Raw genomic sequence first — 21,932 nt, forward strand, 5'->3', positions numbered from 1 at the left:
ATGCTATTGTCCCCTGTCCGTTTCCGGATTTCAGGTCTTTCGAACCCAAGGTTAGCTTGGCGGGCAGAGGTTTCCTCAACTTACCTCATCATTACTGATACTCCTTTCAGCGCCACAACGGCGCACTATCCTTGAAGCCGAAGACGTAGCCCTCCTTGTCGCGAGGGTTCCACTTGACCAGGCAGACGACGGCGAAGGTCGGCTCATCGACCCCATCGGTGCTCGGCACCGCGGCCGCGTAATAGACCTGGTTGCGGAGCCAGGAGGACGCGACGATCCGAAGCGCCCTGCCCTTTCCGGCGTCATCCCGTCGGTCATAGGTGAATTGGGCGTCGAGATAGGCTTTCGGGGTCGTGTGCGGGTGCATCGACGACAACGGCATGGTGAGCCAGCCCATGGTAAATCCTTTCCAGTTGGGCCGCGTCAGAGGCGGCGGGGGTCAAGACGGTCGGCCAACGCCGGATCGTCGGCGAGCGGCTGGTATCGGCCCATGATGTCAGCGATCTCGACGGACACTCGCTCGTCCGGCAGTTCGTTGGTAATTTCGAGCAAGAGCGGGATCGGGTCGACCATGGCCTCGGGGAACACTGTCGACAGGACGGCCGTCTCGATCCTCGCGGCCATCAGATGAATTGCCCTTGCCTGCAGGGACTTCTCCCGGCCGGGCGGCATGGCCAGCCACGCGATCGGAGCGATCACCTCGCTCATCTTGGCCAACAGACCTCGCCCGTGGCCGAAGTCGCTATGGTAGTGGATCTGGAACACGCGTTCCGGCGAGAGGGTGGCGAACGAGGCGTAGAGCCGGTACTGGTATTGAGGGTGAATCCCCGTCACGCGGGCTCGGGTGGCGAGCAGTTCCATCCGGGTCAGCCGAACAGGGTGACGCGTTCGGCCGAAGCGGGTGCCAGCCGCAACTCGCGGCGCACCCGTTCGGCAAAGCGCTCGGGGTTGAGGAGTTCGCGGATCGCTGCGAACCGGCGTCGATCGCCAAGATGGTCGTCGCGGCTCTTGACGCGTCGGAACGAAACTTCGTAGTCGGGTCCAAGCGCTCCAAGCGAGAGCTGAACCCAGACCTCCTCGCCGTGAAGCGTGATCTCGCCGGAGACAGCCGGACCCGATCGGTTTGACCGAATGGAATAGCTGCCGTCGGGAAGGCAGAGAGCAGCGGCCAGCTTGAGCATCGCGCGTCGCCCATCGGCGTGGAAGAGATCCTTGGCGGCCGCATCATATGCGACGCCCCGGATTGCCAGCGTCAGCAGCGCCGGGAAGCGCTGCAGCTCGGCGATGCTCTCCGTGGCACGGCGCCGCAGTACGGCGTCGTCGGGCATGGTCTGTGTGAGGGTGCCGAGATGGCGAGCCAGCAGGATTACCGCAGCGTCTGCCTCAAGGCTGACGCCCGCGTTGCGGCAGTCGTCGATCGCGCGCGACAGCGCGTGAAGGCCGGTTGTGATCGTGGTGAGTGCGCTGGGATCGAGCGCCTGCTGGTGGCGGAAAGGCACGTCGTAGGGCATGGCGGTCTCCGGGTCCTGAGCGCGTCTCGCGCTCACCATCCCGCTTCCCCCTCCCCTTCCCGCCTTCAGAGCATCAGGCCCATCGGATCGGAGGATCGCGCCGCTGCCGCGAACCCCCGCTCCCAGGCGGCCGCAAGCCGGGTTCCTGCTCGGTAGCCGCAGCCGTTACCAAAGACGTAGCAACGCCAGCCCGCCCGCTCGGCCTGCCAAACCGGGTCGGGTCGGGTCGGGCCGAGCAGCTGCATGAGGTCGAGCTTCACGATTGGGCCTGTTCGGATTGCGCGATCAGCAGATCGACCGCTTGCTCCACAGCCGTCTCATCGTCGTTCACGACACGAATGCCCGGTCGGGTGCGGCGCACGGCGTCGGCCACGGCGCTCATTGAACGCCCTTTCAGCGGGTAGCCGAACACCTTGCCGTCATCGATCACGACAAGCTGTTTCTTGAAAGAGCGACGGAGCCGCTTTGCCTCCTCGGTCTTCGTGATCAGCGCCGCGACCTCGAACTCGAGCGTGTGCTCGAGAACGGTGTCGCCGAAGCGCGTGGGCTGCCGATTTGCGGCGAGCCAGGCGTTGACCGACGGCTCGCTGACAACGCCGACCTGATGAAAGTCGTCCGCGGCGCCATGGCCTCGGTTGGACGCCAGGAACGCGCGCGCCCCATCTACCCAGATCTCGGCGGTATAGCAGGTCGTCTCCTCGGAGAGGGCGTTGACGACCTTCAGCTTCTTCAGCTCGATACGCATGGTTGCGTCTCCTTGCACGGGGGATCATGCGGCGAGCGCCTCGGGCTCGTGCCACTCTGCCATCTCGCCGTCGGCCGGGGACGCGCTGGCAGGCCGCGCAAGGTCCCTCAGGTAGTTGAATGCCTGCTCGGCCTTCGACGCGGCCTTGATGATCGCGCTCGAGTCCGATTTCAGGATGCGAAGCCAGTGCTCGATGTAGCTGGCGTGGTTGTCATGCAGGTCGCCGGGCAAGCTCAGCTCGGCGCAGACGAGGCATTGCCCGATCGACGCTACCAGTTCCTCGAACGCATAAGCGCTGTCGCCAAACTTCTTGCCGAACTCGCGTGCGAGACGCGACGCCGCACCCGACCAGTGGGTGTATTCGTGCCCCAGGGTGCTGGCGTAATGATCGTCCGACCGGAACGCGCCGCGGTTCGGCATCTGGATGTAGTCGCCGATGGGCGAGAAATACGCCTGGTCGCCGCCATGCCGGACTGTGCCCGGCAAAGCCCCGAAAAAGGCATCGATCGACGCGCGGTGTTCGGACTCGACCCGCGGCTGTGGCGGCGCGACGGTTGGATAGTAGTAGGTCGGCAGCCCGTCGATCTGATCGACGTTGAAGACGATGTAGGACCGCAGGAAGCGAATGTTCTTGGTCGCCTCGGTGCCGGTGACGCGGTCCGTCTCGGTCTTTGAGAAGCTGGAGAAGTACACGCTCAGCGACCCGCGCTCGCCGCGCCGGACCTGGCCGCCCAGCTCTTCGGCCTGGCGATAGGTCATCCAGGTGCGGCTGTTGTAGCCACGAGCGTCGCCGATTGCCCACAGGTAGAGGGTGTTGATCCCCGTGTAGGGCGTACCGCAGTGACGCAGCGGTCGGCCGCCTGCTCCGGTCAGTCCCCAAGGACGTGACCAAGGCAGAACGCCGGCTTCGAGCTTCTCGATGATCAGGTTGGTAATTTCGGCGGCGACGTCGCGGCGTGGCGCGTCGGGCTTGCGGCGAAAGGTCATGGCGATAACTCCCCAAGGGGCGGCGTTGCGCCCTCGCGAAAAAAGAGCGGCCGCCCCATCGGAGCGGCCGCAAGGTTGCCCAGGAGACAGTCGGGCAGGGGTTATTCGGCTGCGACGAGCTCGTTCTCGTCGTTCACCGCGCCGGCATCCGCGTCGGTGTCGCCGGTGTCGTCGGTGTCGTCATTGACCTCGTCGCCGGACGGGTCGTGGTCGTCCGATCCGGTGCCACTGTCGTCGTCACCGGGCCCGGTGTCTTCGACCAGCTCGGCCGTACCGACGGCGTCGAAGCGCATGGCGTCGGGCACCCATGCGAGCGCCGCCTCCTTGGTCTCCGCCTCGGTGATCGCCTCGCCCGCGAACAGCCTTTCGCAGCTCGTCGAGATCTCGCCCTTCTTGGAGCCAAGATAGCGGGCCGCGAGAGTGGAGCCCCCCACCTCGGTGAGGGTCGCCAGCAGCGTGCCCTTCGAGACGCGGTCGAAGAAGTTCTCGCAGGTCGGCCGCCACCACTTGGCGACGTCGATCTCCAAGATGGAGGCGAGACGGGCGTGAAGCGGGTTGGTCGTGACCGCGCCGTATTCCTGCTTCGCCTCAAGCGAGTCCGCGACCATGATGGCGAGCCAGGCCGCCTTGGCATCGTCGGAAAGCGCGCGGAACGCCTCGAACCGCTCGACCGGAGAGCCCAGCTCGGTCCAGCTGGTATCGAGCGCTTCGCGCGCCTCGGCGATCGCGATCCGAGCCTGCGTGGGCGCGAACTCTGCCGGCATCTGCGGATCGTTCGGCCGGCCCGCAGTGATGGTCGTGCCGGAACGCCCGTAGTTGCGGGTGCGGTCGACCATGGCGAACAGCGCATAGTCGAGCGCGAGCCCGGGATCGCCCAGGATCGAGGCGGCGAGGATGTCGCGTCGCTGGACCGCGAGCTCGTCGTGGAGGCGGGCGCTGAGCGGCTTTCCGCCCGGCGCGACGGCCTCGGGCGGCAGAGAGGTGGTGTCGCGGCTCGATCCTGCCGGCTTGGTGTCCGCCTCGTCGCCCGGCGCGCGCAGCGGCGCTTCGCTGTAGTAGGTGGTCTCGAGCACGAGCTTGCCGGTCCGGTCGAGCATCAGGAACGTGCCGACCTGCCCCTTGATCTCGTCGGGCAGCACGGGCGGCTTGTTGTGGATGTTCTCGTATTCCTGCTGGAGCTGCTCCGTCTCGGTTTCGAGCGCGCCGTAGGCGGCATCGTCGAGGCTCTCGTCGTTCATCTCTTCGGAGATGGCCTCGATCCGCTCGGAGATCTCAAAAGCGCGGACTTCTTCGGCTTCGCTGAGCGGTGCGGCCGCCAGTGGAACCCGGTGGAGGTCCGCTGTTGCACCATAAAGGTTGGTCGTGACGATCGGCCGGATCCAGGCGAGCCCCTGTTCCTCACCGAGACGCTTGGCCTCGGCTTCCATGATCGTGCCGGCGAGCGACTGCGCGATCTCGGGATCCGACCAGCGGTCGCCGTCCTCGTTGAACAGTTCGCGCTCGATGCGCCCGCCAGCGGCGACATAGGCGTCAGCGCCGACCAGGATCGCGACAGGGTCAGTCGCCTTCATGGTGTCGTTCGAGATGGCGCGGCGGATCTGGTCGGCGTTGATGTAGGCGCTGTGCCGATACTGGGCGAAGACGCGCTCCTGCTTCGCGCGGTCCTCGGTCGAACCATAGGCCTTCGCCATGTCCAGGGTGATTTCGCCGTTCGCCAGCGCCTCGAATACCGGTTCCGCGAGGTTGGCGAGCCGGAGGCGACCCTCGATGAAGCGGCGGGTCTGGCCGAAGCGCTTGGCGACAGCATCGATGTCGCCGTCCGATTGCAGGAAGTGCTGGAACGCGCGGCACTCCTCCGCCGGCGTCATCACCTCGCGCTGGAAGTTCTCAGTCAGTGAGAGCTCGCGCAGGTCGTTGTCGTCACCGACGACGATCTTGACGGGCACGTCGTAGTCGGCCGCGACGATTTCACCCGCCTCGGCGAGCATCATGGCTCCGAGGAAACGGCGTTCGCCGGCGATCACCTCGAACGAGCCGCGGGGCTTCGACGGCGTGACCAGCAGGTTCTGGATGATGCCGCGCGCCCGGATGCTGGCGGCCATAGCGGGGATGTTCTTGGGCTGCGTCGTGCGGACGTTCTTCTCGGACTGCTTCAGCTTCGCGAGTTTGACGGTCTGGGTCATTGCCAGTCTCCTGAGCGTGGTTGGTGTCCGACGAAATCCCTCGCCGAACACCCTCCCCGCTCCCCCTTCCCTTCTGCTCCGTAGCTCGCGCAGCGACATGCACTGCGCCTTGTACCGCGCTTTGCAATGTGGCGGCGTCAGCCGTCCGATTGTGCCGTCAGGCGGGCGATCACCTCCGAGGCACCCTCGTTGGGTACAAAGAGCCTCGTCTTGTACGAGACGATTTCCGTGTAGCAGCCGATCGACTTCAGCCACGGCAGTTGCGCGGCGGGAGCACCGACAACCTCGATCCGAGGCTTGCCGTTGACCCGAGCGCGCTTCACCTCGCATGCGAATGGTCGCTTGAGGACGATCGAGCCGCCTTCCAGCGCGGCCTTCGTAATTTCGTCCGGGCTGAGGACCTGGGGTTCGTCCAGGCCGAGTTTGTTGAACAACCCGTGAAGATCCCGGGGGAAGACCATTCGGCCAAGCCAGGAACGGCCTTCTCCGTCTACGACGCGGTTCACCGCCAGGTGATCGCTCGGTAGCGCCGACCAGATCGGGAGGAGCAAGCCGGTGGCCAGCCGGATCGTCTCGGTGTCGACCTTGGTGCGGGCTTCCTCAGTCTCCACCTCCCAAGCCCTCTGGAAGGTCTCGCGTGAGCACTCCTCCCAAGCCGTCTCGTACATGTCGTCCATCGTTAGATATTCTCGACGCGTCGGCCGCATCAGCTCGACCCGTTCGACCGCGACACCTTCGTCGGTCATCCCCGACCTGGAGGCGGTCCGCAGCGCGACTTTCCCCGATCGGCCGTTGTGCAGGAACACGGCGGTGCCGTCGCTGTCGGCGATGCGCAGCACCAGGTCGAGCGACGCCGGCTGGCGCCGTCGGGTCACCTCGATGGTAAGGAGGTGCGAGGTTGCACCCGTAACGGCATCGGTCCGCAGGATCGTGTCGTCGAGCACGGTCGCGGTGTCGACGGCCATCGTTTCGACACCTACGTCGAGCGTGCCGGCATCCCGGGCTGCCGCGACACGGGTTTCGACGAGCGCTAGGAACTCGTCGAAGATGAGGTTCTGCAAGCCGATCGGAAGCGCGAGGAGGCGATTGAGCCAGCGCTGAATGGGTGGCAGGTCGTCCTTCAGGACGCCGTCCTTGTCTTGCAGTTCGAGCCCGGTCCGGTGCGTAAAGTCTACGAGGTTCGTGCTGGTGAGCTTGCCGGCGATCAAGAGGTGATACCAGGTGATCAGGGCCGCCTTGGCGTACTCGGATTCGAGATTGTCGGCCGGGTCGAAGAGGTTCTGGCCGCCTGTCTGGCGCTGCCCGCGCGTCAGCGCGCCCAAGCTGTCCAGACGCCGCGCGATCGTCGACGTGAACCGCAATTCGCCTTTGCAGTCCGTCGTGACGGGCCGGAAGAGCGGCGTACAGGCCTGATGGGTACGGTGTGTGCGGCCCAGCCCCTGGATAGCGCGATCGGCGCGCCAACCCGGCTCCAGCAACAGGTGTACCCGCTGTTCCTGGTTCTTGACGTCGAGGCTTGCGTGGTAGGAACGGCCGGTGCCTCCGGCGTCGCTGAACACGAGTACGCGCTTGGTCCCTGCCATGAAGGCAGCGGCATCCGCCTGGGTCGCGCGGGCCGAACGGGACTCCAGCCTTTGGGTGCCGTTCGCGGTGCTGACGAGCCGCTTGGTCCGCCCGGTAACCTCGGCGACGTTGTCGTGACCGAAATGCTCGAGCACGCCATCGAGCACGGCCGCTATCGGTGGGAGCGCGCAGAGCTGCTCGATCAGATCGTCGCGGGCCGCTTCTGCTTCGGGATTGGTGACGGGCGTGCCACGTTCGTCGAACATCGGCCGGGACCGGATCTCACCGGTGTCGTCACGGTACGGCGTCATCTGCTGAACGGGAAATGCACGCTGCAGATAGTCGATGATCGCTTCTCGCGGGGAAAGGTCGAGGTCGAGCTCGGCCCGTTCGTCCGGCGAGAGTTCGCCTAGGCGCCTGTCCAGGATCGCCTCGGCGGTGCTGACCAATTGGAGTACGACGGACTGACCGGCCTCCAGGTGCTGGCGCACTGCAGCGATCACGGTCGGCAGCTTGCACGATAGAAGCACCGCACCGAAGAAACGCTGTTTGCAGCTCTCAAACCGCGAGCGCGCAGCCGCCTTGGCACCGGAGTTCAGCGTGTCGCCCTTCAAAGGATCCACTACGCCAGTGAGCTCCAGGGCTTTCTCCATGTTGCGGTGGATAATGCCCCAGGCGTCAGCGTAGGCGTCGTACACCTCCACCTGCTCAGGGGTCAGTTCATGTCGCAGGATGTCGTACTCGACGCCGGCAAAGCTGAGCGCGCGGGCGGTGTAGAGGCCGGTGGCCTTGAGGTCGCGGGCGACGAGCTCCATCGCGGCGATCCCGCCCTGCCTGATCTCGGTGATGAACGCCTCGCGGTTAGCGAACGACGTCTCGGGACCCCACAGGCCGAGCCGCACGGCATAGGCGAGGTTATTCACCTCGGAGGCGCCGGTTGCGGACGCGTACAGGACACGCGCTCCGGGCAAGCGGTTCTGCAGCACGACGCCGGCAATCCCCTGCTGGGAGCCCTTTTTAGCGATCATGCTCCCCTCGCCGCCCGCGACGCCGCCCATCTCGTGGGCCTCGTCCCATGCGATCACGCCCTCGAAGTCGTCGCCAGCCCAAGCGATGATCTGCTCGAGCCGGCTCGCATCACCCCGTGTGGAGCGCAGAGTCGGGTAGGTGACGAAGAGAACACCTTCGCTCATCGCGATCGGCTCGTCGATCTTCCAGCGGGAGAGCGGCTGGACATCGGCTGCGAGCCCGCCAAGTGCGGTCCAGTCACGGATCGCGTCGGCATGCAGGGCCTCGTTCTTCGACACCCAGATGGCGCGGCGACGCCCGGCGAGCCAGCTGTCGAGGATCACGGCCGCGACCTGGCGGCCTTTGCCCGCGCCGGTGCCGTCTCCCAAGAAGAAGCCCTTGCGATACCGGCTGCCGTTCTCGTCAATGATGAGGCCGACGCCTTCGGGATCGGGACGGAAACGGCCGGGAATGAACTGCGTCCACGCGTGACCGGCGTACACCACGGTTTCCAGCTGCGAGGAGGACAGGAGGCGGTCCTTGACCGTCCGCTCCGGCAACGCCGGGACGTGGGTGGGGATCGGCGCGGGGATCGAGCCCATAGCGACCGATTCAACGAGTGCGGTCGGGTGCTCGCCGGCACTGTCGAAGACGATGCGGCTCGGCCGGTATGGCAGATAGACGCCCGTCTGCTCCGCAAGCGGTGCCGGGGTTTCCAGGACCTGGTACGTCACGGGCGCGACCTCGTTCCGGGCGCGCGCGCGGAAGACGCGAGGCGCGGTCGCGGGCTTCGATCGGACGCTTCGGAAGAGGGACACGGCCCCTCCCCTCGCAGCGGCAGGCTTCTCGACCTCGTCCGAGAACTCCAGGCGTTCGGGTACGCTGATCTCCGGGAGGAGTTCGCGCACGGTCCCTCGCTGGATCGTCACGTTGTTGCTCTGGCCGACCGCTTTGTCGAGAACGTAGAGGCGGACCGCGACGCCGGTGCCGTGCTTGCCGTATGCGTCGGTGAGGCGGATCGAGGTCCTGACCGTCACCTGCTCCAGCGTGGTCGTCCAGATCTGGCCCATGCGCGCGGAGTTCGTGAACCAGTCGGGCATGATCGCCACCACGCGGCCGTTCGGGCGGACGCGCCGGATCGCTGCCTGGAGATGTCGAACCGCGGCAAGCGAGTCCGTCCCGTGCCCGATCGAGCGCGAGAATGGCGGGTTCATGATGATCAGTGTCGGGCGGGTCGACGCTGCCATCGCGCTGCCGATCGTTGCGCCGTCATGAGCCGAGATTGGCGCTTCTGGAAAGACCGCCTGCAACCGGGCGCGCCGGGCAGGGTCGATCTCGTTGAGCTGGAGGGCCGTGACCGTGGGAAGCTGGGCCACCAGCAAGCCGTTGCCAGCGCTCGGCTCGAGGACGATGTCGGAGGGCATGGGAGCCGCCAGGATCAGGGCGACAGCAGCTAGGTCGAGGGGTGTCGAGAACTGTTGCCACTCGATCTGCTCCTCGCTTCTCACGGTTTGCGTTGGAAGCCGATCGAGCAGCACTGCAGCTTGCAGCACATCATCATGTGCAACGTGCAAGCGATCTGTACTGCGATTTCGCATTGCAAGTGCAAGTGCAAGCTCAAGTACCTCGAAGCTCTCGCGCTGGGTCCAGCGGCCGTCGGCGTCGGAACCGCCGAAGGCGGTCGTCATCGCCTCGTTGAGCAAGGCGCGCGTGATCTTGTCCTGGCCCTCAAGGCTGGGAACGAGCCGCATCGCCGCAGCGGTGCAACATGACGCACGATCGCGTGCGGCGTCGAACAGGTCGTTCATGGGGATCTCCTGGCTCTGTGGCTGCACGACGCAGCTCACCAGACCAGTCCCCCTCCCCTCTATGCTCCGGTTCTGACGTCGGCCCAGTCGCCGAATTGCCTCGGAGGCGGCATTCGCCGGAGATTCAAGCCACGCGGACGGTAAGCTGCCCACGCTTTCCGACGGGCGCGGCGTCCCTCTGGATCGTTGTCTTCGGCGAAGATCAACGTCCTGACTGAGTCCGGGATGTGGACGCGGTCGAGCCTCGCGGCGCCAAGCGTCGCCCAGCACGGGATGCCGTTATGCTGCGTGAACATTGCTGCCGTCTCGAAACCCTCGGCAAGCGCCAGCGTGTCCGTCACGCGCATGCCCTGCCAACTCGCGCCAGCCGGGGTCCCCAGCATCACCTTTTCGAGATACCCTCCGTGTTCGAGGTCGAGGAAGACCCGCTGGACGGCGTGTAGGGCTCGACCTTCTCTGGCGGCGACTATCAGCGCGGGGAGGAACCGGGTGGTAGGCTTCGGTCCCCAAGGGCATCGGGGGTGAAACCGGAGGTCGTCGAACCCGTCGCGGATCCCGCGCCGCCTCAGGTACGCCTCCGCAGGCGTGCTGGCGACCGGGACGGCCTCGCTCCAAAGCCGCTCGACATTCGGCTGTCGGCCGAGCGGTGCCGCCTTTGGCGGCTCGTAACGTTGGCCGGGCCTCAGCCGGGAGATCTCTCTTAGGACATCGTCCGCGTCGCAGCCTGCGAAGCAGTGAACGAGGATCCCTTCATTGCCCTGCCGGACCGAGAGGCTCGGCGTCTTGTCCTGGTGGGCAGGGCAGGGGCACATCGCGAGATAGCCGCGCCAGGTGCCGCCCAGGGCACCTACGATATTGACTACCTGCTGAGTGGGTTTGAGGGCGACTAGGGTCATGGTGCATCCTTTCTCATGATGCACCTCACCCCCTTCCCTCCTAGTCCTTGGCGCCTTCAGCCAGCGCCAGAAGCCGATCGAGCGCGTCAGGGTAGGATAGCTGCTCGCGGTCGCAATATTCGTTGAAGCGGGTGTAGGTGGTTGGGGTAATCCTCATGGTCACGGACTTGCTCTTCGTCTCGCGCACCCTACGGCGTCGCGCCGTCGGCGCTGATTGATATTCGTCGGGCAACTCCATTGGGGCAGCGCTGGGGCGAGGGGCGGGAGTAGGGCGCATTGCTGAAAGATCGAGACCGCTAGCAGCGGGCTCACGAGCGGCGCGGCCGAACTTCTTGGGTTCTGGTGCTTCGCTCATGCTTTGACCTCGGATGTGATGATTGCAACGATCTCCCGAAGGAGGCTTTGAACATTCTGGCGGGCGCGCTCGGTCCGCGCGAGGTTATGGGCGTCCAGTTCCTCCAACGTCATTCGGTAGAGAAACATCGCGCGATAGGCGTCGCCCAGGAACAACTCTGATGAGAAGACCGGCGCCGCCTGGCGCGTCTGCTCCATGATCTCGCGCTCGGCTCGCGAGGTGATCGCGGTCGTGCGCTGGGTGAACAGGATGCGATGGGGGAGGGGCCTCTGCCGGGCGCGCTCAATGAACTCGAGGCGGTCCAGGAACTCGATCGAGCGCTCAAGGTCCGCGGCCGACGCGCGCTGAGGAATGATGAGCATGTTCGCCTGCAGGGTGGCGTACATCACCTGCTCGTTGATCGCGCCCTTCACGTCGAGGATCACGAACGGGTAATCTTGCGATGCGTCGTAAACGGCTGTCTCCAGCTGCTTTTGCGTCATCTTGTGGCCGTCCTCGACCACGATCCCATCCTTCAGCTTCCAGTCCTCGTACCAGCGATAGAGGGAGAGCTGAGGGTCCGTGTCGATGACGTAGACCGTCTGCCCCGCAGACCTGATTTCGGAGGCTAGCGCGAGCGCGGTGGTGGACTTGCCGACTCCGCCTTTGATGGATCCCACGAGAATGACAGCCATGACGGTCCCTTTGTACTGCTAACCAGCATTACAGTGCAATGCGCGTTGCATGCGTCTTTGCATGTGATTGGCGAAGCGAGCTACACCTTGCAAGCACAATCGCACTACACATTGATTTGCGCCGCGCTGTGTAATGCGCTCTGCACTGCAATGGTGTAAAAATATTCCACGTTGTCAGGCCTGAAGGGGTGTGGTCCCTTGCCGCCATGGCGAACAGGCTGACCTTTGTTGCGAACTTACTGATCGGCGTCGCTGCCGGCGCAGCGACGATCACCAGCGCTGCCGCTCAGCAGGTCGAGCTGGTGCCGTTCAGAAACGTCGGTGACGGTGTCGTAATCGAGGTGGGCAAGAAGCCAATTGGTATCGAGATCCCGGCTGCTCTTCCCAACGAGGCGACGGCGCTCTCGGCGGAAATGCTTGCTCAGGACTTCGCGGGCATGGCGCCGCCTCCGTCGTTCGCGCCGGCGATCGCAATGGCTCCAGTCGAGCGGTCGTCCATCCCGGTGCCCCTTTGGATGAGGACCGGAAAGGTGACGACATCGGGTCTCGCGGCTGCGGCTGCGGTGGCACCGTATCTCTACAGCCCGGCCGCGTGTTCGATTTCACCGTACCGTCCCCGGGGGGACCTACCCATGTACCTCGAGCAGCGGCGCGCACGCTATTACCCGCTGATCTCGGCCGTCGCCTGCGAGGCAGGGGTTCCCGTCGGGCTGTTCGATGCGCTCGTTGCGCAGGAGAGCCAGTACAATCCGCAGATCGTCTCGCCGAAAGGTGCGGTGGGCCTTACGCAGCTGATGCCGGGCACCGCGGCTTACCTTGGCGTATTCAACTCCCGCGATCCGCTGCAGAACCTGAGGGGAGGGGCCCGCTACCTTCGCGAGCATCTGGACGAGTTCAAGAGGGTGGACTTGGCGCTCGCGGCCTACAACGCAGGACCGGGTCGGGTTCGTCTAAACGGGCGTATCCCGCCGTTTCGCGAGACGATCGGCTACGTCTCAGCGATCACGCGGGGCTGGAGCGCGAGCGCGTTCAGGACGGCCACGATCCAGACGGCGTCACTATCGACTAGTGTGCCGACCTTCCGCGGCGCCCAGCTTTTCAACTACACGTCGACGAGCGTCGCGAACCCGAGGTGATTGGCGTAAAGCATGGCGATCGCGAGTATCGCCGGCGCACCGAGCAGGTAATTGAGCTGCCAACGAACCCAAACGCGGGGAGCCGCGAGAACCTTGTCCATCACCGTGGTCGTGGCCAGGGTCCTGGTTCCCGAGCGATAGTCGTGGACCGTTTTGATCCCTGCAATGATCGCGCACATCGCGACGAGCAGTCCGACTGCGGCGTAGAGTGAGATCCAGGCGTCGAGGGTAGCTTGCGACATAAGCGCTCCTTAACGTCAACGCCCTTGGCACCGGCTTAACGGAGGAGAAGCGATTCCCGTTGCGTAACGTTCTGCGGGACAGGAGAGGGGGCCTAGGCCACCAGCGCTTGGGGCTTTGTGGCGGTGCGGTGCTTGGGCCGCATCTGGATTACCATGCCTTTGGTCTTGCGGGTTCGACCGACCGCATCGACGCGCTCGCCCGTGATCGTATTGATAACGGTGACGTCGTAATCCGGGAGCCGGTTCTCCGCCTGGATTTCCTTTGCGAGGCTCTTCAGCCGCGAGATCGGCCCCATCGAGCCGACCTGCTGATGCAACTCCTCGATGGTCATTTCGATCGGCTCGCCCGAGCAGTGCGCAATCTCGTACATGCGCCGCTCAATTGGACCGAGCCGGAAATAGTCGTGGTGGTAGTGGTACATCCGCTGGTCGCGCTGGATCGCACGGAAAAGCCAGTTACAGGGGCGGATACGGACATACCGCAACGCCTCCTCACCGTTGGCTAGTTTCTCGTACTCGACCTGAGCCTCAGCGAGCCATGAGAACCAGCCCCGGTCGATCTTGGAACCGGTCTCGATATTCGTCTTGATCTGCGTCCCCTGCAGCCGCTCCAAGGCTTCCGCGAACCGCTTATAGTCGCGAGTCGAAGGACGCTCGACCCCTGTGATCCGGAAAAAGTCGTGCGCTGCGAAGGTCACCTCTTCCTGGGCTGGCTGACCGTCAGCGATCGACTGCGCGATCAGCGAGGCAACGTAGAGCAGGATCTCCTTGTCCCACATGGTGGCAACGCCGGTGTCGCTCGGGCGGATCTCGATCGTCACGTTATCGCGACGGTACTCGATGCGCTCCATGTGGGGGTTCTTCGACAGCACGAAAAATGGAAAGTGCATAATGGAGCGCTCGCCGCGGACCTTGCCGTGCAACGGGCTATCCATGTCGAACAGCGAGATTTGCTGCGGCATGGCTTTCGACCTGGCCATCGTCGCTCCCTTCCAAGTTCCTGAAGGATCATACCCCGGCTCGCGCTATCGATCACCCCAGAAGGACATAGATATACTGAAAGCACGAGGATTGCACGGTCGTGGCCCCGGCTAACATCGCCGCGCCCTCTTAAGAGAGTGGGGCAGGGGGGCACGTCTCGTGCTATCAGTATTTCTATCTTCTCATAGCAAGCGTTGAGTGCGGCCGGCCCGAGCGAGGCCCAGCGCCGCCGCGGCAAGCTGTCCAATCGAGCGTGAATCCGACCCTGTCGCAAGTGACCGCATTCCTTCGGATCGGACGCTGTCCTTCAGCCCGTGATAGGTTCTGCCAAGGTTGAGCTGCCCGGAAGCAGCGTGCTTGTTCATCCCTCGAAGGTAGGCGCCTGGGCGATCGACATCTCCCCGCATGTGTTTGTGGGCGGTTGCAATCACCGACGCTGCAGCGCCCTTTTGACCCATAAGGCGACAGGCCTCGTGCCACACGTTTCGGTGGATCGCCGCCTGATCGACCAATCGCTCTGCTGTGTTGATCAGATCACCCCAAGTCGGTCTCGACGTGGTGGTAAGCATGAACTCCGGGATGACGGCGGCGATGAACTCGGGATCAACACCGTGTTTCGCCAAGTCGGCCTCAACTTCGGTTTGAGGTTGCTGGTAACGGACGTCGTACTCCGTTCTGCTACTTTTTTCCGGATAGCCATTACTGTAAGCTGCTTTAGCAGTTTTAGGTTGTTTTGTAGTTGTAATGGGGGCGTCGTCAGAGTCGCCCGAGGGCGAATCTTTTTGTGGAATCAAAGGGTCAGGAAAGCCCTGCGTTGCGACTGCGACGGCCTTCGCAAGATCATCGGCCCGGGCCTCCATCTGGTCGACGCAAGCGCTCAACAGCTCCTCATCACGGACGCGGCGCATCTGGCTTGTTGCGAGAAGCGAGATCTCGACAGCCGTTCTGGCGTCGATGCTGTCGATCCGCTCGTCATCAACGAGCTGAGCAAGCGTCCTGATACGACGCCGCGCCGCAGCCAGTCTTTGGCGAAGCACCTTAATTCGGAGATCCGCCTCGGCGCCTTTGGTAGCGGCCGCCATGAACTCCTCGTATCGCAAGCCAAGAGGGCTGAGGTCGATGCCGTAGGCGTAGATTAGCCGGCCGTCCTTCCCACGAGCACCGACCCGGTTGCCGTTCGCGCTATCTCGGTGTGTGATTAGGCCGAGGCGTGCCGCAGCGCCGAGCATCTTTTGCACCTGACGCACACCTATGCCGAGCTTCTGCGTCAACTTCTCGTTGGACGGGAAGACGATCGGGCGCTGACCGTCCGCCCAATCGATCGAGCGCGACCAGCTCATCAGCGTGTCGACAGCGTGGACTAGGCGGGGAGGGATGCCGATGTAAGGCGCTGCGCGCTTGAAGACGGTAAGGACCTGCCGGTGGCTGACGTCCTCCGGCAGTCCCTCGAACTGCTGCGCAAGCTGGTCTGTTGCAGCTGTGCGTTCATCAAGACGCCTATGGCCGGCGCCCGGAGCGTAAGCATAGGAGTTCATTCGGCAAATCCCCTTTGGGATGCCGTGCGGACGCAGAAGTCCGTGGCGCGAACTGCGCTTTCTTATTGCTGCGTCATTGGGACTCGGCTAAGGGGACGTTGCAACACGACCTTTTCCGAGGTTCCGAAAAGCCCGGCCTAGTGCCGGGTTTTTCTTTTCTGCACGGCTTCCCCTTTTTGGTGACACGCGATCGGGTGATCGCGGGGCCGCAGCGAGCCTGAACTGACCAGACGCGGACGACGTGAGCAGCGTAAACGGCGCGATCGCTGCTCGTCCTGCACGGTGGCTCGTGCTTTCAGTTAATCTATCCCAGAAATGCTCGTGCTTTCAGTATTTCTATGTGGCGCGAGGGACGGGCAAGGGGGCTGAAAGGGGGCGTGTAACCCGATTACACACCGTTGCGAGCGTTTGCGGCTCCGGATTCGCGGGCGCTATGCGTGGCTCGTGCTTTCAGTACATCTATCTCGCTAGGCTCATCGCGAGTAGCGGTACTGCAGGTTGAAGGAAGCCCGACCACGTCACGAGCATCGTCATGATGCCCATGATCCAACCATCTATCGGCTGCAGAAAGTGATTTCTGTAAATTCGGCTATCCGACGCCAGTACCGGCGAACAACCACCCGGGTCTTCCGGCCCCTCATCACATGAAGCCTTTCCCAGCGTGATCGCGGTAGCGTTCCGTGTCCCGAACATATTCCGCCACCATGTCGATCGAGGCATGCCGGCTATGCTGCCTCATCTTGAATAGGTTGGCGTTCTGGCGTCCCGCCTCGGTAAGAAAGCCTGCCCGCAACGAGTGACCTGAGAAGAGCTCGGCCGGATAACCAGCAGCGGCCGCGGCCGCCTTGACCACCAGCGCCACGCCTTTGGTGCTCATCGGCTTATCGGTGAGCCGACCTTGTGGGGTGAGCTTGCGAAATACCGGGCCGGACGTGATTCCGGCCTGTTCGAGCCATGCTTCATAGTGTCGCACCGGCTCGAGCCTCGGTCCGTCGAGCACGGCGACGCCTTGGCCTTCGCCGAACTGGTCGGTCTTGGACGACTTTACCTGGATCGTCAGCCCCTCGGCGTCGCGTGTTACGCGGGCGACGGTGATCGCCACCAACTCCGAACGGCGGAACGCTCCGCCCATTCCGATCGCAAGCAGCGCGCGATCGCGGTGTGCGCGCAGATCGTCGCCGGTGATGCTGCGAAGCATGTCGCGTAGGATGTCGCCATCGGCCGCGCGCTTCTTGTTGATCTCGTCGTCCTTCTTGGTTCGGCGGATGCCGCCGACGACCAATCCCAGGTCGCCCGCGCCGGGCTGCGACGTCGGCGGTTCGATCTTGGCCATCCGGTGCGCGAAGACGATCGCCGCCAGACGGCGGTCGATTGTCGCCCTGGTCAGCGGCTTCGGCACCCGCCGCATACGAAGCTTGCCCGTCTTGGTGAACTGGTCAGCTGCCGGCACGAAGCCCGACGTGGCGAGCTCCGTCAGGAATGCGGCGACGGTTGCCGGCGTTGCCGGTAGCGGACGGTAGCGGCGCTCAGTGCACCAGGCGAGGAACAGGTCCCAGTCAGATCGATAGGATTGCAGCGTCGCCTCGGCGCGGCCGCGGCGCAGGAACTGGTCGACGCGCTCTTGGTCGTCGGGCGCAAGATCGGGAAGGTAGAGGTCCTGAGGTTCGACGCGGTCGAGGACAGTGAGTGCTCCGTTGATGATCGCGTCGAGATCGGCCGGACGATCATCCTTGGGTGTTGGGCCTGCCGGTTCGTTCGCAGCCGTGACCAAGAACGATGCGACGATCTCATCGTCGTGGTACGCAGGCTCGCTATCTGTGACCATCACTGCGCCGCCTCGCAAAGTGGATCAGGCTCGCTCGTTCTGGTCGATCGGTCCTGGTTCGATCCTGAATCAGTAGCCGAACAGCTGTCGGTTTCCCTAATAGGGTGGACGTTCTGCACCGTGCGATCGTCACCTGAGACGGTGGACTTGCACCTAAAATAGTGGGCGACGGAGCCATCTAACCCACTCGTGACATGCTCGCAGTCAGCCATGGGCGCCGATTGAGCCGCGCGGCTCCCTTTGCGCGAGCGCAGCCGCATCTCTCGCAAACGATCGATTTTGATGCGCCACCATGTGAGAACATCTAGCAGGGGTAGCAGGCGTATCAAAACACATTCTCGATTGATCGGGTTCGTGTTAGGCACGCGAGATGAGTTTTGAGAAAATTCTATGCTGATCGGCTACGCCAGGGTCTCGACGCCGGAACAGGACCTGACGCCTCAGCTCGATGCACTGCGCGAGGCAGGTTGCGAGCGGACGTTCAGTGACAAGGCCAGTGGCGCCAAGGCGAACCGCATCGGATTAGCCGATGCTCTCTCCCACGCACGTAACGGGGACGTGCTCGTCGTTTGGAAGCTAGACCGCCTAGGCCGAACGATGAAGGGGTTGGTCGACTTGGCCGCTGATCTAGCTGAGCGTGGTGTCGGGTTTCGATCGCTGACCGACGGGATCGATACCGCTGGCACTGCCGGCAAGCTCGTCTTCCACATCATGGCCGCAATGGCAGAAATGGAACATGAGCTTAATCGCGAACGCACCACGGCTGCCTTAGTGGTGGCACGGCGTCAGGGCAGGGTAGGCGGTCGAAAGACGGTAATGACGCCCAAGCGGCTGGAAGCAGCGCGCAAACTTTTGGCTTCCGGAATGACCATTCGCGAGATTGCGCCGAGCATCGGTGTTTCTGTTCCGACCCTCTATCGCCATTTGCCCGCACCGGAGCAGGCAGCGATCAGCGCCGAAGGGACCAACGCATAGCACTCCCATCGTCTCTTCTGACGTGAGGTTATGACGCCCTAAACCCATGCAACTCTGTGAGCTGGTCGGTTGCGTCGAAACCGTCCGTTTTTGACACCTGTTCTCAGAGGTGACTTAGGACGGAGACAGCGCTTCAAGAATACCGCACTCGGCAACCGTCCCGTGCCCGCATTTCTCAATGATTTGGGCCAACTCGTGATCAAGCGCTGATAGGTCGGCGATCTTGCGCTCAATTGCCTTACGGTGCTCACGGGCGATCGTCTCGACTGCGGTACATGACCAATCGCGATGGTCGGCTAACCCAAGTAGCTCCCGGACCCGATCAAGGCTGAACCCAAGGCCGCGCGAGCGGCGAATGAATGACAACCGGCGAAGGGTCCCCTTGTCATAGGTTCGGAAGTTGCCTTCGGTTCGCGCGGGCGGAGGCAGCAATCCGATCTCTTCGTAATAGCGAATCGTCTGCACCTTCGTGCCGGTCGCGTTCGCGAGGTCACCGATTTTTAGAGCCATGGCCCTTGACCCTACAGTTACTGGAGGGTGCATATGCGACGAGGACGAGGATCTTGTCGAGAAGCTAGACGACGTGCGTGTCGCTTCGGCGGAGCGGGAAAAAGGAAACGATGTGCCTACTGAAGACGCTCTGACGCGGACAGCCGACAAGACGGGCGTGATCGGTGCGATCATCGCCTCTTTCGGTTGTGCAGCGTGCTTTCCGGCTCTTGGCAGCCTCGGTGCCGGGATCGGCTTAAGCTTTCTAAGTCAGTATGAAGGCCCCTTCATCCGGTACATATTGCCGCTCTCCGCTCTCGTCGTTTTGGCGGCAAACCTTAGCAGCGGATTTCGACACAAAACTTGGCTCCGCCTAGCCCTTGGGGTTATTGGCCCTGTGCTCGTCCTGATCGCCGCCCTGCTAATGTCGCTTCGTGGCATCCGGGCGGAATGGGTGCTTTATGCGGGGCTGGTGTTGATGATCGGGGTCTCGATTGTCGATCTGGTTTCCCCTCCGGGGCGGCGATTCAGCAATCCGGTCCCGTCGAGGAACAGATAATGACGGATACCGCCGCAAGGCGACCCTCGGCACCGGATGCGCCGCCCGTTTGGGGTGTCGCATCAATCGCGGGTGCGTTGGGCTTGAGCGCGGTTACGGCTGCCGCTGCCTGCTGCGTCCTGCCGCTTGCGCTCGCCTCGATCGGCGTGGGTGCCGGGCTCGCCGGTAGCCTCGCCGAGCTGGCGAGCATCCGGACGCCGCTTCTTGTACTGAGCGGGGTCGCACTCGTGGTCGCCTGGATCATGTGGTGGCGCAAACGCGAAACGGCTTGCACGGCGGGAGACGCTTGCGCGGCCGATGCCGCGCCGCGCCGCGCCATCGGCCTTCTGATCGCTGCGACGGCGCTGGTCGGGTTGGCTGCTATTTGGGATTCGATTGAGCCTTTGCTGATGAAGTGGATATTGTAGTGCTGCTTACCTCCACGTTGACCTGTCCGAAGTGCGGCCACCAATCGACAGACACCATGCCGACCGATGCCTGTCAGTTCTTCTACGACTGCAAGGGTTGCGCTGCGGTGCTCCGCCCCAATGCCGGGGACTGCTGCGTCTATTGCTCGTTCGGGGACGTGCCATGCCCCCCGATTCAGGAGGCGCGCGCGTCCGGATCAACGGCGAGCTGTTGCACCTGATCGCGTCTGGCGATCAACACCTGAGCGCCATTTACACCCGCAGCAGGGAAGAAGCTCATGCCCGAAACCTATGATCTGGTCGTTATCGGCGCGGGAACCGCGGCGCGGGTCGCGGCCATGCGCGTCCGCAAGGCAGGCAAGAGCGTCGCCGTGATCGACTGCCGACCTTATGGCGGCACCTGCGCGCTGCGCGGATGCGACCCCAAGAAGATGCTGCGCCACGGTGCGGCCGTCATCGACAACGCGCGCCGGATGCGCCGCAACGGGGTGGTGGGCGAGGACCGCATCGACTGGCGCGAGCTGATGGCGTTCAAGCGCACCTTCACCGATCCGGTGCCGGGCAAGCAGGAACAGAGCTACCATGACGCGGGGGTGGAAACCTTTTATGGCTCGGTCCGCTTCACCGGCGCGAACACCCTTGTCGTGGAGGGAAAGACCCTCACCGGGCGACACGTCCTCATCGCCAGCGGTGCCGAGCCGGTCCCGCTCGGATTGTCCGGCGAAGAGCATGTCATCGACAATGAGGCATTCCTGGCAATGGAGCGCCTGCCCCGGCGCATCGTGGTCGTCGGGGGGGGCTACATCGCGGCCGAGTTTTCGACGATTGCGGCGAACGCCGGGGCGGAGGTGACGATCCTCCAGCGCGGGCCGCGCATGTTGACCGGCTTCGACCCCGATCTGGTTGGCTGGCTGACGCCGCGCCTGCGCGACGCAGGGATCGACGTGCAGCTCGATACGGTGGTCGAGGCGATCGACAAGACAGGCGACGGCTTCTTAGTCCGCGCCTCCACGGGCGGGGAAAGCAAGAGCTTCGCGGCCGACCTGGTCGTTCATGCCGCCGGGCGCAGGCCGGCGCTCGAAGCACTCGACCTGGATGCGGCGGGGATCGCGCACGAGCACGGCCGCCTCACGCTTAACGAGCATCTGCAAAGCGTGTCCAACCCGGCAGTGTATGCAGCCGGCGACGCGGCCCAGATGGGGCCGCCACTGACGCCGGTGTCGAGCCACGATGGCAAGGTGGTCGCCGGCAACATACTGGAGGGAAATCACCTCCAGCCAGACTATCGGGGCGTCCCAAGCGTCGCCTTCACACTTCCTCCCATTGCGTCGGTTGGCCTCGGCGAAGCCGAAGCGCGCAAGCGAGGAATACGCTTTCGCGTGAACAGCAGTTTCGTGCCTGGCTGGTATACCGCGAAGCAAGCGGCCGAACCGGTCTATGGGTTCAAGGTGCTGGTCGATGAAGGCGACGACAGCATAGTCGGCGCTCACCTGGTCGGACCCCACGCAGAAGAGGTCATCAACCTGTTTGCGCTCGCAATCCGGCACCATCTCACGGCAGGCGACTTGCGATCAACCATGTTCGCCTATCCAACTGGGGCGTCGGATATCGGCTCGATGCTTGGATGAAGGTGGCCTCGAAGAACAACATGACGCGGTAACGGTCCACCAATAAGGCGTGGCCCGACACTTAATATCCATTATGCTGGATATATGGAAAGTGATTCGGCTATCGCTGCATTGGGTGCCTTGGCTCAAGGTACACGCCTGGACGTGTTCCGTCTGCTGGTGCGGCACGAACCCGATGGCTTGGCCGCGGGTGAGATTGCTCGTCAGCTCAACGTGCCACAGAACACCATGTCGGCGCATCTCGGTATTCTCGCACGTGCCGGTCTGGTCCGGTCCGACCGGCACAGCCGCTCGATCGTCTACCGCGCCGACCTGGACGGCTTGCGCGCGCTGATGCTGTTCCTCGTCAAGGATTGCTGCGCCGGATCGCCCGAGCTGTGTGCGCCGCTCCTCGCGGAACTCGATCCTTGCTGCTGAAAGGACAC

Annotated in this window: 23 protein-coding genes; 7 read left to right on the forward strand and 16 right to left on the reverse strand. The window is 63.8% G+C overall.

Annotated features, from left to right (window positions below; all coding sequences use genetic code 11):
* Positions 1-106: 106 nt before the first annotated feature.
* From GV027_RS17570 to GV027_RS17615, 11 genes are all read right to left on the reverse strand, one after another.
* Positions 107-397, reverse strand: coding sequence for a hypothetical protein (locus tag GV027_RS17570; protein WP_159513006.1), 291 nt, complete (start codon positions 395-397; stop codon positions 107-109).
* 26 nt (positions 398-423) lie between these two features.
* On the reverse strand, positions 424-861 hold the full coding sequence (locus GV027_RS17575) for a hypothetical protein (protein ID WP_159513007.1): 438 nt from the start codon (positions 859-861) through the stop codon (positions 424-426).
* A gap of 5 nt (positions 862-866) precedes the next feature.
* Positions 867-1,511 carry a hypothetical protein gene (locus GV027_RS17580; protein ID WP_159513008.1) on the reverse strand — a complete coding sequence of 215 codons (645 nt, stop codon included), beginning with the start codon at positions 1,509-1,511 and terminating at the stop codon, positions 867-869.
* Positions 1,512-1,576: 65 nt separating this feature from the next.
* Positions 1,577-1,771: a hypothetical protein gene (locus GV027_RS17585; protein WP_236559358.1), complete on the reverse strand. Its 195-nt coding sequence runs from the start codon at positions 1,769-1,771 to the stop codon at positions 1,577-1,579.
* Entirely contained in the window at positions 1,768-2,256 is a 489-nt protein-coding gene (locus tag GV027_RS17590) for a hypothetical protein (protein ID WP_159513009.1), read from the reverse strand. The genes GV027_RS17585 and GV027_RS17590 overlap by 4 nt, the downstream gene beginning before the upstream one ends.
* A gap of 24 nt (positions 2,257-2,280) precedes the next feature.
* Entirely contained in the window at positions 2,281-3,243 is a 963-nt protein-coding gene (locus GV027_RS17595) for an ArdC family protein (protein WP_159513010.1), read from the reverse strand.
* Between the two features lie 101 nt (positions 3,244-3,344).
* Entirely contained in the window at positions 3,345-5,426 is a 2,082-nt protein-coding gene (locus GV027_RS17600) for a ParB/RepB/Spo0J family partition protein (RefSeq protein ID WP_159513027.1), read from the reverse strand.
* Positions 5,427-5,563: 137 nt separating this feature from the next.
* Positions 5,564-9,805, reverse strand: coding sequence for a strawberry notch family protein (locus tag GV027_RS17605; RefSeq protein ID WP_159513011.1), 4,242 nt, complete (start codon positions 9,803-9,805; stop codon positions 5,564-5,566).
* Between the two features lie 59 nt (positions 9,806-9,864).
* Positions 9,865-10,701, reverse strand: coding sequence for a DUF7146 domain-containing protein (locus tag GV027_RS17610; RefSeq protein ID WP_151992020.1), 837 nt, complete (start codon positions 10,699-10,701; stop codon positions 9,865-9,867).
* A gap of 40 nt (positions 10,702-10,741) precedes the next feature.
* Positions 10,742-10,864 (reverse strand): hypothetical protein, encoded by a 123-nt coding sequence (locus tag GV027_RS21735; RefSeq protein WP_260171709.1) that lies wholly within the window; start codon positions 10,862-10,864, stop codon positions 10,742-10,744.
* 188 nt (positions 10,865-11,052) lie between these two features.
* A complete protein-coding gene (locus GV027_RS17615; RefSeq protein ID WP_151992019.1) occupies positions 11,053-11,730 on the reverse strand; it encodes a ParA family protein in 678 nt (225 codons plus the stop codon).
* Between the two features lie 188 nt (positions 11,731-11,918).
* Here GV027_RS17615 and GV027_RS21830 point away from each other — a divergent pair, with 188 nt between their 5' ends.
* Entirely contained in the window at positions 11,919-12,866 is a 948-nt protein-coding gene (locus GV027_RS21830; RefSeq protein WP_328799505.1) for a lytic transglycosylase domain-containing protein, read from the forward strand.
* On the opposite strand, the gene GV027_RS17625 is transcribed toward GV027_RS21830, so the two are convergent.
* The 4 genes from GV027_RS17625 to GV027_RS17640 form a co-directional block, all read right to left on the reverse strand.
* On the reverse strand, positions 12,833-13,108 hold the full coding sequence (locus tag GV027_RS17625) for a hypothetical protein (protein ID WP_151992018.1): 276 nt from the start codon (positions 13,106-13,108) through the stop codon (positions 12,833-12,835). The genes GV027_RS21830 and GV027_RS17625 overlap by 34 nt on opposite strands.
* A 92-nt stretch (positions 13,109-13,200) precedes the next feature.
* Positions 13,201-14,088 carry a replication initiator protein A gene (locus tag GV027_RS17630; protein ID WP_151992017.1) on the reverse strand — a complete coding sequence of 296 codons (888 nt, stop codon included), beginning with the start codon at positions 14,086-14,088 and terminating at the stop codon, positions 13,201-13,203.
* Positions 14,089-14,271: 183 nt separating this feature from the next.
* Entirely contained in the window at positions 14,272-15,624 is a 1,353-nt protein-coding gene (repC, locus tag GV027_RS17635) for a plasmid replication protein RepC (protein ID WP_151992016.1), read from the reverse strand.
* A 640-nt stretch (positions 15,625-16,264) separates the two neighbouring features.
* Positions 16,265-17,449: a tyrosine-type recombinase/integrase gene (locus GV027_RS17640; RefSeq protein ID WP_151992504.1), complete on the reverse strand. Its 1,185-nt coding sequence runs from the start codon at positions 17,447-17,449 to the stop codon at positions 16,265-16,267.
* 390 nt (positions 17,450-17,839) lie between these two features.
* On the opposite strand from GV027_RS17640, the gene GV027_RS17645 reads away from it, so the two are divergent.
* Positions 17,840-18,424 (forward strand): recombinase family protein, encoded by a 585-nt coding sequence (locus tag GV027_RS17645; protein ID WP_159513012.1) that lies wholly within the window; start codon positions 17,840-17,842, stop codon positions 18,422-18,424.
* A 114-nt stretch (positions 18,425-18,538) separates the two neighbouring features.
* Here the strand turns inward: GV027_RS17645 and GV027_RS17650 are convergent, their stop codons facing one another.
* Complete coding sequence (locus tag GV027_RS17650; RefSeq protein ID WP_151989816.1) at positions 18,539-18,934, reverse strand: MerR family transcriptional regulator; 396 nt, start codon at positions 18,932-18,934, stop codon at positions 18,539-18,541.
* Between GV027_RS17650 and merC the strand changes: the two genes are divergently transcribed.
* The 5 genes from merC (at position 18,933) to GV027_RS17675 (ending at position 21,924) form a co-directional block, all read left to right on the forward strand.
* Entirely contained in the window at positions 18,933-19,472 is a 540-nt protein-coding gene (merC, locus tag GV027_RS17655; protein WP_151989815.1) for an organomercurial transporter MerC, read from the forward strand. The two genes, GV027_RS17650 and merC, sit on opposite strands and share 2 nt — an antisense overlap.
* An 83-nt stretch (positions 19,473-19,555) precedes the next feature.
* Positions 19,556-19,879: a mercury transporter MerT gene (locus GV027_RS17660; protein WP_183937707.1), complete on the forward strand. Its 324-nt coding sequence runs from the start codon at positions 19,556-19,558 to the stop codon at positions 19,877-19,879.
* A 56-nt stretch (positions 19,880-19,935) separates the two neighbouring features.
* Entirely contained in the window at positions 19,936-20,100 is a 165-nt protein-coding gene (locus GV027_RS21835) for a GDCCVxC domain-containing (seleno)protein (RefSeq protein ID WP_302675749.1), read from the forward strand.
* A 57-nt stretch (positions 20,101-20,157) separates the two neighbouring features.
* Positions 20,158-21,507, forward strand: a complete 1,350-nt coding sequence (locus GV027_RS17670; RefSeq protein ID WP_151989812.1) for a dihydrolipoyl dehydrogenase family protein — start codon at positions 20,158-20,160, stop codon at positions 21,505-21,507.
* Positions 21,508-21,591: 84 nt separating this feature from the next.
* Positions 21,592-21,924 (forward strand): ArsR/SmtB family transcription factor, encoded by a 333-nt coding sequence (locus tag GV027_RS17675; RefSeq protein WP_151989811.1) that lies wholly within the window; start codon positions 21,592-21,594, stop codon positions 21,922-21,924.
* The last annotated feature ends 8 nt before the right edge of the window (positions 21,925-21,932 follow it).

The organism is Sphingomonas sp. T1 (assembly GCF_902506585.1).
GTDB lineage: Bacteria > Pseudomonadota > Alphaproteobacteria > Sphingomonadales > Sphingomonadaceae > Sphingomonas > Sphingomonas aerolata.